Raw genomic sequence first — 16,900 nt, 5'->3', positions numbered from 1 at the left:
ATTTATCTAGCCTTGTTCAAGGAGCGAGACACTTTCAATATGGCTGGTCTGGGGAAACATGTCGACAGGAACAGAGCGGACTACAGAATAATCTAATTTTTTCAGGATAGCAATGTCTCGTGCAAGAGTTACCGGATCACACGAAATATAGACAACCCGTGCAGGTTTCAACTGCGGGATAAAGCGCATAATTTCAGCAGCTCCAGTCCGCGGCGGATCAAGGACCACTACGTCGAAAACTTCACCTGCTTTTACCAATCCGGCAACTCCGGCTTCAGCATCTGAGCAGGTAAATGAAACATTGCAGATCCCGTTAGCGGCTGCATTTTCCCTCGCGTCTTGAATTGAAGGAGCATATTCTTCAATACCAACTGTTTCGGTTGACAAAAGCGCCAAAGGGAGTGTCAGGTTGCCGTTGCCGCAAAAAAGATCAAGCACTCGTTCCTTTCCGGTCAGGCCGGACATTTCACAGGCAATTCGGACAAGATTCTGGTTCTGCGCGTAATTAACCTGACTGAACCCCCCCTTGCTGAAACTGAGCCGCAGATTGGTGCCGTGGAGGCTGGAGATCTTGTAGGAAAGGCGCTCTATCCCTGCTATCCATTTCAGAGTGCTTTTCCGGCCGTGCTGCAGCCAAAAACCGTCTACCGAAGGGATGGATTCCCGACAACTACCGGAGAAATATCCGGACATAACGTCCGGCCGGTTACCGATGTAATGAATGATGATTATTGTCTCGCCATCATCGCCGGATGCAATATCAATCTGCGGAATCATATCTGGCTCAGGTGATGCCGCGACAGCATGCCCCAGTTCGGTAATAACATTATTGACAACAGGCGCCGAGATTGCGCAGGACCCCGGGAATGGCACGACAAAATGGGTGCCTCCCCGGAAGAACCCCATCAATAAACTATTATCGCGCCAGTAAAGCTTTACCTGCACCCTGGTGCGATAGTTCCACGGGTTTACTGCGGGCTGAATTGGCGATATTACGGACCGATCAACTTTGGCAAAACGCCACAACTGTTCGGCAAACATCTCTTCCTTCACTGAAAGCTGTTGCTGATATGATATCTGTTGCAAAGAGCAGCCGCCACAGGTGCCGAACACAGGACATAACGGGTCGATTCTGGTGGGTGAAGCAGCGACAAGATCCACCAGTTCCGCCTCAAGATAAGATTTTTTCTCCTTGATTACCTTGGCCCGCACCCGGTCGCCCGGAGTGGCAAAAGGAACGAAACAGGCCTTCCCGTCAACATGGCCGAACCCGGCGCCACCAAATGCGACCTTCTCGATTTCCACCTCGATAAATTTCATTCTGCTGAAAACCTCAGGGGATTTCTTGATTTATCTTTACGCAACTTGATTGCCTCTGCCGATATAAGCCTGCATGGGAAGGTAGAATCCGAAAGATATCCCCGCGAGAACTCCCAAAACTGATCGATCAGCTGGGTTTTCATCGACTCGATTTCCTCTTGGGGTACCCCCATACGGTCAAGCCTTTTCTTGAACAAGGCAGTGGGTCCCAATAACATAACCGTTTCCTCATAATTCAGACCGGCAGAGCAATGTTCAGGGATAACACCAACTTCACACACCACTAGGACTGAAACATGGAAAAAACCGCCGTAATAGTGTGTAGTTTGGTCAATAAACCGCACTAAAACAGTATTATCGAGCCTGATTTCCCGCAAGATTTCGCTCAAAGAATCGCACCTCCGGATCGCCTCATGGCAAAATTAACTTTATACTGATGTCATGTAAAGTGGTTTCTGTGCAACAAAATTTGTCTGCGACGGTCGGACAGGCAATTCCAGCTTGCATTTTAACCGCATCCTCTGTAGAGTATGCACGGTTTACTTGGTGAAAGCTTTCATAAGGAGTGATGCATGAGCAAGGAAGAAGCCATAGAGGTTGAAGGGACGGTTATTGAACCTCTCCCGAATGCCATGTTCAGGGTTAAGCTGGAAAACGACCATATTGTACTTGCGCATATCTCCGGCAAAATGCGTAAGTATTTCATAAAAATACTCCCCGGCGACAAGGTTACGGTAGAGCTCTCACCATACGATCTCAGCAGGGGCCGCATTACCTATCGGGTCAAGTAACAGCCTGCTTTCCAAGCATATCACCATTGCAGACAACCTGGCTCCGGCAGCTGCCGAAGCCAGTATTTTTTTGAGGAGAAGATAGCTATGTACACCGTTGCAGACCTGAAGAAAGGTCTAAAAATCACCCTGGATGGCGATCCTTATATTGTGATCGCCTTTGACTTTACCAAGCCGGGCAAAGGCCAGGCATTGTATCGCACCAAGATGCGCAACATGATCAACGGCACCATTCTTGATCGGACATACCGTTCCGGCGAGACCTTCGAACCTGCCAGCCTTGAAGACCGCAAGATGCAGTTCCTATACAAAGAGGACGACCATTACGTTTTCATGGACAACCAGACCTTTGAACAGTACCGTATGAGTGAAGATGCGGTCGGCGATTCCAAGAATTACCTGATCGACAACCTTCCGGTCGATGTGCTGCTCTTCAGGGATAAAGCGATCGGTGTCGATCTCCCCAATTTCGTCAATCTCCGGGTTACCGAAACCAGCCCATGGGCCAAGGGTGATACGTCCGGCAGTGACTCCAAACCCGCCACAGTAGAGACCGGCTATGTGCTGCGCGTGCCGCCTTTTATCGAAGAAGGCGAGCTTATCGTCATCGACACCAGAAACGGCGAATACTCTACTCGCGTCAAGGGTTAACATGAACGTGAACTGGACCCTTGCCAGGCGTCGCCCGTTGCTGGTGGCCAGGGCACAGATCATCCAGGCAATCAGGCAATTTTTTATTCAGGAGGGGTTTCTCGAAGTGGAGACCCCTCTTCGTATTCCCGCTCCCGCTCCCGAAGCCCACATCGACGCCATCCCCTCAGACGGCTGGTTTCTGAATACCTCCCCGGAACTCTGCATGAAACGTCTGCTTGCGGCAGGTTATGAAAGGCTGTTCCAGATCTGTCACTGCTGGCGCGGCAACGAGCGCGGCAGAAAGCATCTCCCCGAATTCACCATGTTGGAATGGTACCGGGCAGACGCCGATTACACCAGACTGATGACTGACTGCGAAAACCTTCTGACTGCACTGGCTGCGGCATGCGGGTTAAATGACGACTTGCAGGTACAGGGTCGGGAGGTTCGACTCGCCAAACCATGGCAACGATTAACAGTAGCGGAAGCATTTGCCCGTTTCAGCGATTCGTCAGTGGATGCTGCCCTGGCATCCGATCGGTTCGACGAGATCATGACCGACGCGATCGAGCCGATGCTCGGGATCGGGCAGCCGACATTCCTCTATAACTACCCGTCGGAGCGGGGAGCCCTCGCGCGTCTGCATGGGGCTGATCAGTCGGTGGCAGAGCGGTTCGAGCTGTATATCGGTGGAATCGAGCTTGCCAACGGTTTTTCCGAACTGACCGACGCAATCGAACAGCGCCGCCGGTTCGAGCAGGAGGAGCAGTATCGCCGGTCATCCGGTCGCATCCCCTACCCTGAAGCCAACAAATTCCTTGCCGAACTCCCCGCCATGCCCCCTGCCGCCGGAATTGCCCTCGGCGTGGACCGCCTGGTCATGGTCATGCTCGATGCCGCCGAGATCGACGCCGTTGTTGCCTTCACGCCTGAGGATCTCTGACAACAAACATATCTAAATTGTGAATACCCGGTCGATATTGTAACTATGGAAACATCGGGTAGAATGGTTTCAATCGGCACCATTATCCGTTCACGGGGTCCTAAATGCCAATGGACCACATCCACTCGAACCTGCGCATCCTGATTGTTGAGGACAATCCTCTGGATCAGGCTATCCTCATTCATGCCATTGAAAAGTACGGGTACGATTATGTGACTGCCTCAAACGGCCGCCAAGCAATCGATCTCTACCGCCAGGAGTTCTTCCCCATCATTATTACCGACCTGATGATGCCGGAGATGAACGGCCTGGAACTCTGCGCGCAGATCCGCAGCATGAGGGTTGACAGTTACATCTACATTATCCTGTTAACCGGACTGGATTCCAAGGAAGACCTGATCAAGGGGTTGAAGGCCGGCGCCGATGAATACATCGTCAAACCGGTGCATTTCAACGAACTGCAGGTGCGTTTGAAGGGGGCCGAACGGATCCTCGACCTGGAAAGCTCCCTGAAAATGAGCCTGGCAGAGATCCGAAAAATCTCCATCCGTGATCCGCTGACCAGAGCCTTCAATCGTGGCTACCTGGACCATCAGCTGATCCATGAGATCAAGAGGAATTATCGCTATCGTCACGCGCTGTCGGTGATGATTTGCGACCTGGACCATTTCAAGACGGTTAACGATACCTATGGCCACCAGGCCGGCGACGAAGTTCTGAAAAAGTGCGTCGAGAAGATCACCAATTCCATCAGGCAAAACGTCGACTGGGTGGCTCGCTACGGCGGCGAAGAGTTTGTCGTGGTCCTGCCTGAGACTGACCTGGCTGGCTGTCTGGTTGTGGCTGAACGGATTAGGCTGATGGTCGCATCAGCCAATGTCGTCAGTAGCGGCAACACAATTACCATAACCGTCAGTATCGGCGCGGTAACCGTCGACTCGGATACCGCGCCAGTTCATCAACATTCGGACCAACTGCTCAACTCGGCGGATAAATGCCTGTACCAGGCCAAAGAGCAGGGGCGAAACAGGGTCATTGCCATCCATATGTAACAGCCATCATTTCAGCACTCGTCCCGGTCTCCTTGATTACCGTTATTCCACTATTGCCGGATCGCTATACTCTACAACCTCACCAAGATAGCTCCTCAGCAGCAGCTTCCCGTTTTGCCTTCGGACATATTCAGGTAACACCGGAACCTTCCCCTTGCCTCCAGGCAGATCGATAACGTAATAAGGCGTTGCCAACCCCGAGAGGTGGCCTCTGAGCGACGCCATGATCTCGATGCCGCAGTCCACGGTGGTCCGGAAATGGCCGGTACCGCGTACCAGGTCCATCTGGTGGATGTAGTAAGGCCTAATGCGTATTTTCAGAAGTCCGGTCATCAGCGACCGCATCACGCCAGGGTCGTCGTTCACGCCGCGCAATAGGACGGTCTGATTGCCCAGCTGGATGCCGGCATCGGCAAGCCTGGCGCAGGCAGCTGCGGATTCCGGGTTAATTTCCGCCGGATGGTTGAAATGGGTGTTGATGTAAAGCGGGTGAAACCGTTTCAACACCTGGCAGAGCGCGGGTGTAATACGCTCCGGAAGTGTTACCGGAACCCGCGTACCGATCCTTATGATCTCGACATGGGGAATCGCCCTGAGCCTGCCGAGCAGATCGGCCAATTCCTCATCAGGCAGCAGCAGCGGGTCACCCCCGGAAAGGATGATATCCCGGATGGCCGGGGTCCCGGCAAGATAATTCAGGGCGGCATCCCGGCTTGTTGCGTCAGTTCTTCCACATCCAACACGCCGTTTGCGCATGCAGAACCGGCAGTACACGGCGCATTCATTGGCGACCAGCCAAACCACGCGGTCCGGATAGCGGTGGATAAGCCCCGGAACAGGGCTGAGACTCTCTTCGCAGAGTGGATCCTCGGATTGGTCGTCTTCGAGTTCAACCGGATCCGGCACGCACTGTCGCCAGATCGGGTCACCCGGTATTCTGATAAGGGAGAGATAGTGCGGAGTTATGCGCAGGGGATAGCGGTTCGCAACCGCCCGCAGCGGTTCGGGTTCGGTGCCGAACCGCTCGGCAAGCTCGTCGGGTGAGGTGATCGCTGCTGCAAGTGATTTTTGCCATTGTGATTCGTTAAATGACATCAGCTCTTCAGCGCACCGATCAGTTCGCGGATATCCGCCACCCCGTTCTCCTCAAGCCAGGTTTCGATCCCTGTTGCGATGGTCCCGGCAGAGGAAGGGTCGAGAAAGTTGGCAGTACCGACCTGAACGGCGGTCGCCCCGGCCAGAATGAATTCCAGGGCGTCGGTTGCCGACATGATCCCACCTATGCCGATCAAAGGAACTTTGACGACCTTGGCCACCTGCCAGACCATACGCAGTGCTACCGGTTTGATGGCCGGCCCGGAGAGACCGCCGGTGATATTGGCCAGGATTGGACGCCGCTTCTGCAGGTCGATGGCCATGCCGGTAAGGGTATTGATCAGAGACAACGCCTCTGCCCCGGCATCGACACAGGCTTTGGCCATGACAACCACATCGGTGACATTGGGGGACAGCTTGACGATGAGCGGTTTGGTCGTGGATCTGCGGACCAGACTTACCACCTCAAAGGCTGCCTGTGGATCGGTACCGAAGACTATCCCACCCTGCTTGACGTTTGGACAGGAGATGTTTACCTCAATGCCGGCCACTTCCGGTATGGCATCGATCCTTCCGGCAAGCTCGCCGTACTCTTCCAGAGTATTGCCATAGAGGTTAACGATGACCGGAGTGGTAACGGTCCGGAGGAAAGGGACCTTTTCCGCTATGAACGCCTCGATCCCGACGTTCTGGAGACCGATGGCGTTCAGCATCCCTCCCGGGGTCTCCACGATCCTCGGCGTCGGGTTTCCGGCCTTCGGTTTCATGGACAGCCCTTTGGTAACAATGGCGCCCAGCAGCTCAAGGTCCAGATAAGGGGCAAATTCAGCGCCGTAGCCAAAGGTGCCGGATGCGGTCATGACCGGATTGCGGAGTTTGATCCCGGCGATATCGACAGATAGGTTCGGTTTAGTCATTTTATCAGCTCCAGAGGAGGTCTTTTGAGTCAAACACCGGGCCGTCCTTGCATACGCAACGATAATCCGGCGTGCTATCGCTGTGGTTTTTCCCCTTGACCACGCAGCCGAGACATGCACCTACCCCGCAGGCCATATAAGCCTCCAGTGAGACTTGGCAGGGGACATTGTATTTTTCTGCCAGCAGGGCAACGGCTTTCAGCATCGGAAACGGACCGCAGGCCAGGATCGTTGCCTTGGGGCCGGCCTTTGCCAACTGCTCCTCGAACACGTCGGTAACCAGTCCGCGCGCACCCAAAGTACCGTCGTCAGTGGCCACATAGGTCTCGACACCGAGCCGTTCGAACTCGGTAATGCAGAGAACGTCCTCCTTGTTCCTGCCGCCGGCAAACAGGTTCACCTTCGAGTCTCTGACCAGCTCCTTGGCCAGATAATAGAGCGGTGCAAGGCCAACTCCGCCACCAACGAGAAGCTTCTCCCCGGCCGGGTCTCCGGGGATGAACCCCTTCCCCAGCGGTCCGAGAATATCCAGATGGTCATTCTGGTGCAGGGTCGAAAGCATTGCGGTCCCCTTCCCCACCACCTTGTACAGGATTTCCAGGTAGCTCTGGCGGCCACAGTCGGTAAACTCGGTCTCGAAGGTCCCGAGATCAAAGACCCCGAACGGCCTCCGCAACAGCGGATCTATGGCCGGGTTCACCCTGACCATGACGAACTGCCCCGGTTGCGAACCTGATATGGCCGGAGGTGCAGTCATCCTCATCCTGAAATACGAAGGCGAAACCTCCACGTTAGACAACACCATTGATTTGAACTGCATCAGCTCTCTCCGCTCCGGTCGAGGGGGCACTCCATTAATACTGCATCCTCGCCGTTTTCATAGTATTTCGGCCTGACCCCGGTCTCCACAAAACCGAGTTTCCGGTACAAGGCCCGGGCTGCCTGATTGGACACCCGCACTTCAAGCCCAACGTATGCGGCGCCCCGGCTGCGGCACTCTTCCAGAACCGCTTCCACCAGCAGACGCCCAACTCCGCTGCCCCTCATCCCGGGATCGACCGCCACATTGCGGATCTCACCCTCGTCGAGAAGCAGGACCGGACAGATATATCCGGCCACCCGACCATCACCATTCAGCGCCACAAGCGGGAATGCGTACGGTGAGCCCAACTCGTCGAGAAAATGCTCTCTTGCCCAGGGCTTTGGATAGGAGACCGATTCTATTGCCAGAACCTCGTCCAGGTCCGCCTCGGTCATCGGGCAAACAGTAATATCGTCAAGCCGCGTCATTCGCGGCATGATAAGCGATGAGACTCCTTATGTAAACAAATATTTAACCTATTATCGGTTTGACTTTTACGAACCGATGGTTTATGAAATTGGGTACATAACGAACCGATTGGAGCTGAGAAGATATGGGAGTAACTTACAAGGATGCCGGTGTCGACATCGATGCGGGCAACGCTTTTGTAAAGATGATAAAGCCGCTGGTAAAGGCCACCTCCCGCCCGGAGGTGATCGCGGATATCGGTGGATTCGGCGGACTGTTTTCGCTCAACACGCAAAAATACAAGAACCCGGTCCTGGTATCCGGCACCGATGGTGTCGGCACCAAGCTGAAAATTGCCTTCATGACCGACCGGCACGATACCGTTGGCATCGACCTGGTGGCGATGTGCGTCAACGACATCGTGGTCCAAGGTGCGGAACCGCTATTCTTCCTCGATTACCTCGCCACCGGGAAACTGCTCCCGGAAAAGGCCGCCGAGATCGTCAAAGGGATATCCAACGGCTGCGTGCAAGCCGGCTGCGCCCTGATCGGCGGAGAAACCGCGGAAATGCCCGGTTTTTATGCTGACGGCGAATATGACATTGCCGGGTTCACCGTTGGCGTGGTGGACCGGGACCGGATCATCGACGGTTCATCCATAACTGTCGGCGATCGCCTGATCGGAATAACCTCCAGCGGTCTCCACAGCAACGGTTACTCCCTGGCCAGAAAGGTGATTTTCGAAAAGATGGGGCTGGGGATGGACAGCCTGCTTCCGGATATCGGCAAGACAGTGGCCGACGAACTGCTGACCCCGACCCGCATCTATGTCAAGTCGATCCTGAACCTGATGCGCGATTTCCATATCAACGGTATTGCCCACATCACCGGCGGCGGTTTGCTGGAAAACATCCCCAGGGTTTTGCCGGCCTCCTGTAAGGCTATTATTGACCGAAAGTCATGGGAAGTTCCGGCTATATTCAAAGTTCTTCAGGAAGGTGGCTCGATCAGCGACGAAGAGATGTTTCGCACTTTCAACTGCGGGATCGGGATGGTGCTGGCAGTCCCGGAAAAAGAGACCGACGATATCCTGATCCGCCTCTCCGGCCTGACGGAACAGGCATGCATTATCGGCGAAGTTGCCAAATGCAGCCTGGGCCAGGAGTGCGTGGAGTTCACGGAGTGATCGCCAATGTCTGACAACGGATTGGTAAACCTGGGGGTGCTGGTTTCCGGAAACGGCACCAACCTGCAGGCGATCATCGACCGGATCGAGGCAGGGGCTCTGTCGGCCCGAGTTGCCTGCGTCATCAGCAATAAAGGTGATGCCCGTGCACTGCAGAGGGCCGAAAAGCACGGCATTCCCGCGATACACCTCCCCTACAAAGGGTTTGACGGCCGCGAGGCCTACGATGCCGAACTGGTAAGGATTCTCAAGGATCACGGAGTTGAACTGGTCGTACTGGCCGGATTCATGCGGATTCTGACCCCGGTCATCATCAATGCCTTCTCCAACAGGATCATGAACATCCACCCTGCCCTGCTCCCGGCCTTTCCCGGCCTCGACGCCCAGAAACAGGCGCTTGACTACGGGGTCAAGGTTTCCGGCTGTACGGTCCATTTTGTCGATGCCGGCTGCGACACCGGTCCGATCATCATTCAGGCGGTAGTCCCGGTACTGGAAGACGATACCGAGGATACCCTGTCACAGCGGATTCACAAGGAAGAGCACCGGATCTACCCTGAGGCGATCCGGCTTTATTCCGAAGGGAAGCTGAAGGTTGCCGGTCGTCGGGTGGTTGTCGGTTAACGTTTTTCCCCCTTCTTCAATTGCTCTCCCGCGAAGCCTGTACCAAGCTATTTCTCTCTCCGACGTTGCGGCCGGGTTGATTTCTTTTGCGGTGCCGACTCTGATCGTTGTTGCTGTGACTGTTGCTGCGCCCGTCCGGGAGCCGGCTTTCCATCGTTTCCTGCCTTAACGGCCGGCTGACCCTGAGCCGCCCCCTTTTTCGATGCGGGATTACGTCGTTGCTGCGGTTCGCGCGGCGGCCGCTTGAATTCCTCATCCTTTTTCGGTGCCGGTACGTTGTAATCGAACCCGGCAATAGTCTTTTTCTCAATCGCTTTACCGAGAAGCTTCTCGATTGCCCTGATCATGGCACCGTCTTCGCCGGTCACGAACGTCATTGCTTCACCGCTCCGTTCCGCCCTGCCGGTCCGGCCGATTCGGTGTATGTACATCTCTGCCGTTTCCGGAATGTCGTAGTTGACGACCAAAGATACCAGTGAAACGTCAATCCCCCGTGCAGCGATGTCTGTGGCAACCAGAATCCGGTAGCTGCCATCCCTGAAGCCATCCATCGCCTCCTGACGGCGGTTCTGGGAAAGGTTTCCCTGAATGCTGGCAGCTTTAAGCCCAGCCTTTTGCAACTGCTCGCCAATTCGCTTGGCCCGGTGCTTGGTACGAGTGAACACCAGGATAGATCCTTCCTGATGGCTTTCAAGCATATTCATCAGCAACGGGGTTTTCAGATGCTGTGCTACCGGGTACAACGCATGTTTAACCGTAGCTGCCGGCTTCACCTTATCGACCTGGACAGTGGTCGGGTTACGCAACATATCCTCAGCAAGCTTCCTGATCTCATCAGGCATGGTTGCGGAAAAAAGAAGCGTCTGTCGCTCTTGAGGGAGTTTCTGCAGAATCTTCCGGATCATGGGGAGAAAGCCCATGTCAAACATCTGGTCGGCCTCATCGAGTACCAGGACCTCGACTTTTCCCATGTCGGCATGCCCCTGATCTATCAGGTCAAGAAGACGTCCGGGACAGGCAACAATTACCTCGGTCCCTCTTTTGAGGGCGTCCACTTGCGGCCGTTGACCGACACCACCATAAACAGTCGCGCTTTTGAGGCCGCTCTGGTGCGAAAACAGCTTGAATGACGCATCGATCTGCTCGGCGAGTTCACGGGTAGGCGCAACGATGAGGGCACGGGTGCGATGACGCTCTCCCTTGCAGAGGCGATGCAGTATCGGCAGCGCAAAGGCAGCGGTCTTGCCCGTTCCCGTCTGGGCCAGCCCAAGCACATCCCTCCCCTCCATGACTTTCGGTATGGCATCTTTCTGGATCGGTGTCGGGTGGGAATAACCCGCTTCGCGGATTCCGGCAGCTATTGCGGGGTGAAACTTAAAATGGGTAAAACCCATATATCTCTTCTCCTTGTAACCAGTAATTAATAATATGTCTCTGAGTTATATAGCAATTGCTTAAACAAGTCACTCACTTGCTGCTAACAAGTCAAATCGTGTCCAGTCGAAGTTCTCGTAATCCACCAGTAGTGCCAGCGGAATAAAGGTATCAAGCTCCTTAAACCCCTTCTTTAACAATAATCTCTCAAGTTCTCTAAATAAAGTCACTTCCTCACGAAACATGCGAGTAAAATCCGCTCTCAGTCCCGTAAGTAATGTCGGATCGCTATCGAGGAAATTCATCGTGCACCACTCATCATGGAGCAGGGATCCGTCCGGATCGACGAGCGGCAGCCCGTGGAGCCGGCAGGTCATGGGCCGGTGTGCGTACACCAGGCAGCGACCATCATCACTGAGCAACACGCACGGTGTTTCGTCGTCATCCGGCATCAACTCTTCCCAATCCTCCTCCGGTCGCTGGTTCAGAAAATATGGCGGAGCAAGTTCCGGCCAGATAGCCTTTAATTGCTGCAACCGTTCTCCGGCCTTCGCCGCAACCGTCTGTTGTACATTTCCCGGAAGCAGCGCAAAACCGAGCCTGAGAAACCAGGCGTCAAGCAGCGTGATGTCGAACAGGCCGCGGCAACAGTCGCTGCAACCCTTGCGGCAGGCGATATCCCCGGGGAAACGTTCCAGGCAGTCGGCATACCACCGGTCGATTTCGGCCAGGAGTGCCCCGTACCGCTCTGCGATTTCATTAATATGATTTTTCAGCACCTTTTTTTAAGCCCCTTGAGATATCCGTTTCGATAGGTTAATATTCGTTCGCTTCCTGTATTCCAGATCCCTGCGAGCGTGACCATGGCAAAAAAATCGAAATTGGATGAACTGGAGGACAGCCTGTTCAACCAGCTGTCATTTTTTGAACCCGAGCAAAAAGCCGCTCCGGATCTCCCGAAACCCAAGAGTATGCCGTCATACCAAAAGGGACGGCTTTACCGCCTGGAGGTCGCCGAGTTGCTTCCCGACCCTTCCCAGCCGCGCAAGGCCTTGGATGAAGAGGGTCTAGAGGAACTGGCCGGTTCGATCTCCCGCCATGGACTCCTTGAGCCGGTGCTGTTCAGGCAGTCCGAGCATGGACAGCTCTTTGTCATTGCCGGCAGCAGGCGCCTGGCAGCGGCCCGACGGGCCGAGATCAAACAGATTCCGGGACTGCTGGCCGATGGCGATGCCACTGAAATTGCCCTGGTTGAAAACCTCGTCCGCCAGGATCTTACCAGCATTGAAGAGGCCGAGGCCGTCGAACGGCTGAAGTCCCGCCACTCCTATACCCTTGCTGAACTGGCCGGCATTATCGGCAAATCGGTTCCGACCATCTCCGAGATCATATCCCTGACCCGTCTTCCGGTAACGATCCGGGACGACTGCCGTGGCGATCGCCGGATCGCCAGAAGCATTCTGGTGGAGATCGCCAAGCTCTCTTCCGACGCGGAAATGCAGGCGATGTACGACCGTTTTCGTCGCGACGGACTCTCCCGCTCGGCAATCCGCAGCAAGGAGGGGGGCAAGAAGGAGCGAAAAAGCTATATCCGCCTGTTCAGGTCGTATTGCAGCAAGATCACGGCGATCGACCCGAGCACGATGAACGACAAGGAACGGAAAAAGATCAGGAACGAACTGGAAGCGCTCAGAAGATCGATCGACGACCGGCTGGAAAAGCTGAATTGATCACGTAGGATGCAGATTATTCGGCATGCCGAAACCGGATGCCAACCGGTCAGCCAGCCTGTGGTACAACAACCCCCTCTTCAACGGCAAATTCCAGGAACTCGATCGCTTCGTCCAGTGGAATCCCCAGGTTAGCCGCCAGTTCCGGCAAGCGGCTTTTTCCGTCGAGCCGCTCCAGGAGGCGGAAATACGGCTCGGCAACAGACTCGGTAAGAACCTCGCCTGCTTTCGGATAGATTACTGCAAATGATCCGTTCGCCTGGAGGCTGCGGTAACATTCCGGCAGGTCGGGTTCGCCGGACTCGAGAAGGTCGAGGATTTCATAGTTAAACTGTGCCAGACGGGCGGAATCTGTCCTCACCAGGGGAACTCTCTTCAGGTCGGCACCGCTCAACTGCCGGATCTCCGGAGGCACGGCCATTACCGATGCGGCATAGTGGTAATGATAGGCCGCGAAATCCAGGGCCAGAGGGAGCAGACGTTTCAGTTTCCGTTGTGTGAAGGTAGCAGTGAGAAAATCGCGCTGCAAGCCCCATATCGCCTCGTCGGAGAATTCCGCCTCTTCCGGCTCCCCATCTCTTACCGCCAGTAACCATTGCGCGAACTCCTCCAGGAATGTCGCCGGTTTCATCCGCAACGCCGACAACACCCCATTGAACCATGCCACCGCCTTGCCGCGGCTGTAAAAGATGTCACAGGCAGATCCCAGCCGACGGGCCGAAGTCATATCGGCAAGGGGAAAGGTCGGGGACTCCTGCATGGTGTACGGTGGCGCTGCCAGGTGTCTGAGCCCCAGAGTGGCGGCTCGCTCAGCCACCCTGGTTCCGGGGAGCACAGACAGGGGAAAGATGTCGAGATGGTTCGGATAGAGCGACAGGGCAAAATCAAGTCCGTTCCGGAACCGATCCAGGGTATCCCCCGGCAGCCCGTAAATCAGGTCAAAGCCGAAGATCGCCCCATGCTCGTTCAGAAACATTATCTTTTGGACAAAATCATCGCGGTTGAATTTTCTCCCCACATTACCGGCGACTTCAGGGTCGGCGCTCTGCAGGCCGATCTGCAGGGAGCAGGTCAGCTTGGAGAAGAGCCTTGCCTGTTCTTCGTCAAGCAGTTCATGGCGTACCTCGAAATGGCAATGAACCTGGGGAGCCTTCCTGGCGATCAGCCGTAACAGAGTCTTGGCCCGCTTCACATCCTGGTTGAAGGTGGAGTCGAGCACAAAGACCTGGCTGACGCCGCGGCACACAAAATAATCCAGCTCCGCCTCAAGCCTCTCCATAGGGTAGCGCCTGACCTTGCGGTCACCCATGCCGTCAAAGCAGAAATCGCAACCGAACGAGCAGCCACGCGACAGCTGCCAGACAACACCCGATGCGATATGGGCATCAAGGAGACCCGCAAGCCATGGCGACGGCAGGATGGAGAGATCGGCTATCGGGGCACGCTTCGACAGCAAGAGCTTGCCGTCCATCATCCTGGCCAATCCCGCAACATCGTCGATCTCTCTGCCTGCTGCCAGTCGATCCATCACCTCGCTGACAGTCAGCTCCCCCTCCCCCACCACCAGGAAATCAAACGGAGCTGCGGCCAGGACCGATTCCGGATCAGCCGTAACTTCGGGGCCACCGGCCATGATCTTGAGATCCGGAGCGGCCGCGCGCAATTTGTGGGCAATGGCGCAGCACTCGGCACGGTTCCAGACATAGACCGGCAGGCCGACGACATCAGGGGCTTGGGTCAGAATCGCGGCACAGATTTCGTTCACCGGTGTGCCTGAATAATACTCGGAACAGCTAATGTTCAGGGGATAGGCCGGTTCAGGTCTGGAGTCGAGAAAAACCTTCAGACAGGCGGCCGCTAACGGAACCGCCTGTGGTGAAGGGATGGCATGAATTGTCACCATGTGAAGATGCAAAGGAGAGATTGTCATTATTGGGACAAGATATCTTGTTTCCTGAATAGAGGCAAGAGGTTCATAGTCCAAATCAGGTTTCCTTCTTCTGCCTGTCCCACACCTGTCGAAAATACTTACATACTTCTTGATAAACACAATTCACATATTCCACATACATAATTGAAATAGCTAGGTTTTAGCAATACAATCCCCAGTTACATATGTCGATATATTTTACACTTGCATACATATCAAGCATCATACCGCAGCAAAACACCTTAGATTACATAGAATTAATCACATGGAGTTAATATTGCATCAGTATTGCAAGTTAACTTTCTGATAAGGGGAACGGTCATGAAAAACATCTTGGTCCATTTTGCATACCTAGGTCTCTTGCTGGTAGTAAGCAACTCGGCACATGCCAATCTGATAACCAACGGCAGCTTTGAAGGAAACTACGACGTTGGTCAATTTACTACAGTGTTTGCTGACGAACATAATGGTGTACCGAATCATGTCATAGATGGGTGGACTGTAGTTGGTGGTTCTATTGACTGGATAGGCTCATACTGGAAGGCGAGCAAAGGAGATAAAAGCATAGATCTGGCGGGAGCATATCAGCATGGTTTTATACTGGGCGCTGAATTTGACACTGTAGTCGGCAAGACATACAGGGTTCAGTTCGATATGGCCGGCAACCCTGACAAACCGTATGCAAAGTCACTGATGACAGTTTCCACTTCTTCTGATCCATCAATTGGGACATATACATTTACCTTCGATCAGACCGGAAATACCCATAGAAACATGGGATGGGAGACAAAGTTTTTTGATTTTGTTGCTTTAAACGATAAATCTCAACTCTATTTTGGTGATGTCACCGGGGATCAAACCTATGATCAGGCATGGGGTGCAGCACTCGATAACGTCAGCGTAGATCTGGCACCAGTACCCGAGCCGTCAACTATCTTCCTCCTTGGTGCTGGTCTGGCCGGGCTAGGGATATTCGGTCGCAGATTCCGCAAATAATTTACTATTCAACCTTTTCGTAACATATGAAAGGGCACTGGAAGATTCAGTGCCCTTTTTTACACCCAGTTTCCGGAAAATTGTCAGTAGAATCTGTTCACGGTCTTTGACGAAGAGCTGACATTGTTTGAGGTATCATATGCCTTCACCATGATCACATGAACACCCTTGTTCATACTAAGACTTGTTTTGATGGCGTTTGAGTTTACTGTCAATTTCAAGACGCCGTCTAGATAGAGTTCCATTTTTCTTACTGCAACATTGTCAGATGCTGAAACAGAAACAGTAATCTTGGGGCCGTACACATAATTTGCAGTGGGAGCGCTAAAGGTGATTATTGGGACAATCAAGTCAGACTCCGAAATTGTGACTGTGGCAGATTTATAAGCTGAAACATTACCTGCAGCGTCTCTGGCCCATGCATAGGCTGTTTTTACTCCTGTGCCGCTGAAGGTAAAGCTGGAAGGCGCTGAAGAACTCCAACCGGGAGCAGAGAGTACAGGGACTGCAGGACTCTCGGTGACAATATACCCTGTTACGCCAACATTGTCTGTTGCTGCGAGGCCGGATATTGACACAGTCAATGAGCTTGAGGATGCCGGCATTGAGAATGCGCTAATCATTGGAGGCGCGACATCCGGCAGAGTAATGGTCACCGTGGCTGTTTTGGCTGCAGAGACATTGCCGGCAGCATCCTTGGCCCAGGCATAGGCGGTTTTAGCCCCTTCACCACTGAATGTGAAGCTGGCCGGTGCCGTTGAACTCCAACCGGAGGCAGTGGCTGAAGGGGGTGTGGCGCTTTCGGTGATCAAGTAGCCAGTGACGCCCCTGTCGTCAGTGGCGGACAGGCCTGATACCGGGACAGTCAATGAGGTTGCCGTTGTTGGCATACTGAAACTGCTCAGGATCGGTGCCGTGACATCCGGCAGGGTAATGGTCACCGTGGCTGTTTTAGCTGCAGAGACATTGCCGGCGGCATCCTTGGCCCAGGCATAAGCGGTTTTAGCCCCTTCACCACTGAAGGTGAAGCTGGCCGGTG

Annotated in this window: 18 protein-coding genes; 8 read left to right on the top strand and 10 right to left on the bottom strand. The window is 54.2% G+C overall.

Features of this window, described 5'->3' with window-relative positions:
• Nucleotides 1-6: 6 nt before the first annotated feature.
• Both rlmD and OR1_RS18875 read right to left on the bottom strand, forming a co-directional pair.
• Nucleotides 7-1,320, bottom strand: coding sequence for a 23S rRNA (uracil(1939)-C(5))-methyltransferase RlmD (rlmD, locus tag OR1_RS18880; RefSeq protein WP_041974349.1), 1,314 nt, complete (start codon nt 1,318-1,320; stop codon nt 7-9).
• On the bottom strand, nt 1,317-1,709 hold the full coding sequence (locus tag OR1_RS18875) for a hypothetical protein (RefSeq protein WP_041974347.1): 393 nt from the start codon (nt 1,707-1,709) through the stop codon (nt 1,317-1,319). The genes rlmD and OR1_RS18875 overlap by 4 nt, the downstream gene beginning before the upstream one ends.
• A gap of 183 nt (nt 1,710-1,892) precedes the next feature.
• On the opposite strand from OR1_RS18875, the gene infA reads away from it, so the two are divergent.
• The 4 genes from infA (at nt 1,893) to OR1_RS18855 (ending at nt 4,739) form a co-directional block, all read left to right on the top strand.
• Nucleotides 1,893-2,111, top strand: a complete 219-nt coding sequence (gene infA, locus OR1_RS18870) for a translation initiation factor IF-1 (protein ID WP_041974344.1) — start codon at nt 1,893-1,895, stop codon at nt 2,109-2,111.
• 87 nt (nt 2,112-2,198) lie between these two features.
• On the top strand, nt 2,199-2,762 hold the full coding sequence (gene efp / locus OR1_RS18865; RefSeq protein WP_041974342.1) for an elongation factor P: 564 nt from the start codon (nt 2,199-2,201) through the stop codon (nt 2,760-2,762).
• Between the two features lies 1 nt (nt 2,763).
• Nucleotides 2,764-3,687, top strand: coding sequence for an EF-P lysine aminoacylase EpmA (gene epmA / locus OR1_RS18860; protein ID WP_041974340.1), 924 nt, complete (start codon nt 2,764-2,766; stop codon nt 3,685-3,687).
• 104 nt (nt 3,688-3,791) lie between these two features.
• The gene (locus OR1_RS18855) at nt 3,792-4,739 is read left to right on the top strand and encodes a diguanylate cyclase (RefSeq protein WP_041974337.1); all 948 of its coding nucleotides are present in this window, start codon (nt 3,792-3,794) and stop codon (nt 4,737-4,739) included.
• Nucleotides 4,740-4,781: 42 nt separating this feature from the next.
• On the opposite strand, the gene OR1_RS18850 is transcribed toward OR1_RS18855, so the two are convergent.
• The 4 genes from OR1_RS18850 to rimI are packed head-to-tail and all read right to left on the bottom strand — an operon-like array spanning nt 4,782 to nt 8,050.
• Nucleotides 4,782-5,834 carry a KamA family radical SAM protein gene (locus OR1_RS18850; RefSeq protein ID WP_041974335.1) on the bottom strand — a complete coding sequence of 351 codons (1,053 nt, stop codon included), beginning with the start codon at nt 5,832-5,834 and terminating at the stop codon, nt 4,782-4,784.
• On the bottom strand, nt 5,834-6,751 hold the full coding sequence (locus OR1_RS18845; RefSeq protein ID WP_041974333.1) for a dihydroorotate dehydrogenase: 918 nt from the start codon (nt 6,749-6,751) through the stop codon (nt 5,834-5,836). The genes OR1_RS18850 and OR1_RS18845 overlap by 1 nt, the downstream gene beginning before the upstream one ends.
• 4 nt (nt 6,752-6,755) lie before the next feature.
• Nucleotides 6,756-7,571: a dihydroorotate dehydrogenase electron transfer subunit gene (locus OR1_RS18840; protein ID WP_041974331.1), complete on the bottom strand. Its 816-nt coding sequence runs from the start codon at nt 7,569-7,571 to the stop codon at nt 6,756-6,758.
• A complete protein-coding gene (rimI, locus tag OR1_RS18835; RefSeq protein ID WP_152609977.1) occupies nt 7,571-8,050 on the bottom strand; it encodes a ribosomal protein S18-alanine N-acetyltransferase in 480 nt (159 codons plus the stop codon). The genes OR1_RS18840 and rimI overlap by 1 nt, the downstream gene beginning before the upstream one ends.
• Nucleotides 8,051-8,166: 116 nt before the next feature.
• Between rimI and purM the strand changes: the two genes are divergently transcribed.
• On the top strand, nt 8,167-9,207 hold the full coding sequence (gene purM / locus OR1_RS18830; protein ID WP_041974327.1) for a phosphoribosylformylglycinamidine cyclo-ligase: 1,041 nt from the start codon (nt 8,167-8,169) through the stop codon (nt 9,205-9,207).
• A 6-nt stretch (nt 9,208-9,213) separates the two neighbouring features.
• Nucleotides 9,214-9,831 carry a phosphoribosylglycinamide formyltransferase gene (gene purN / locus OR1_RS18825; RefSeq protein WP_041974325.1) on the top strand — a complete coding sequence of 206 codons (618 nt, stop codon included), beginning with the start codon at nt 9,214-9,216 and terminating at the stop codon, nt 9,829-9,831.
• 47 nt (nt 9,832-9,878) lie between these two features.
• Here purN and OR1_RS18820 read toward each other — a convergent pair whose 3' ends face one another.
• A complete protein-coding gene (locus OR1_RS18820; RefSeq protein WP_041974323.1) occupies nt 9,879-11,225 on the bottom strand; it encodes a DEAD/DEAH box helicase in 1,347 nt (448 codons plus the stop codon).
• A gap of 69 nt (nt 11,226-11,294) precedes the next feature.
• Nucleotides 11,295-11,984: a YkgJ family cysteine cluster protein gene (locus OR1_RS18815; protein WP_370543375.1), complete on the bottom strand. Its 690-nt coding sequence runs from the start codon at nt 11,982-11,984 to the stop codon at nt 11,295-11,297.
• 84 nt (nt 11,985-12,068) lie between these two features.
• On the opposite strand from OR1_RS18815, the gene OR1_RS21175 reads away from it, so the two are divergent.
• Entirely contained in the window at nt 12,069-12,935 is an 867-nt protein-coding gene (locus OR1_RS21175; RefSeq protein WP_052440666.1) for a ParB/RepB/Spo0J family partition protein, read from the top strand.
• Between the two features lie 49 nt (nt 12,936-12,984).
• On the opposite strand, the gene OR1_RS18805 is transcribed toward OR1_RS21175, so the two are convergent.
• Entirely contained in the window at nt 12,985-14,838 is a 1,854-nt protein-coding gene (locus OR1_RS18805) for a B12-binding domain-containing radical SAM protein (protein WP_237754359.1), read from the bottom strand.
• A gap of 348 nt (nt 14,839-15,186) precedes the next feature.
• On the opposite strand from OR1_RS18805, the gene OR1_RS18800 reads away from it, so the two are divergent.
• Nucleotides 15,187-15,861, top strand: coding sequence for a choice-of-anchor C family PEP-CTERM protein (locus tag OR1_RS18800; protein ID WP_041974321.1), 675 nt, complete (start codon nt 15,187-15,189; stop codon nt 15,859-15,861).
• Nucleotides 15,862-15,944: 83 nt separating this feature from the next.
• On the opposite strand, the gene OR1_RS22375 is transcribed toward OR1_RS18800, so the two are convergent.
• Nucleotides 15,945-16,900 (bottom strand): Ig-like domain-containing protein (locus OR1_RS22375; RefSeq protein ID WP_237754358.1); only part of this gene is annotated, 956 nt, incomplete at its 5' end.

Origin of the sequence: Geobacter sp. OR-1 (genome assembly GCF_000813145.1) — a bacterium.
Classification (GTDB): Bacteria; Desulfobacterota; Desulfuromonadia; order Geobacterales; family DSM-12255; genus Geoanaerobacter.
Note: the sequence above shows the minus strand (reverse complement) of the source record. Positions and strands in the feature narration are given on the sequence as shown.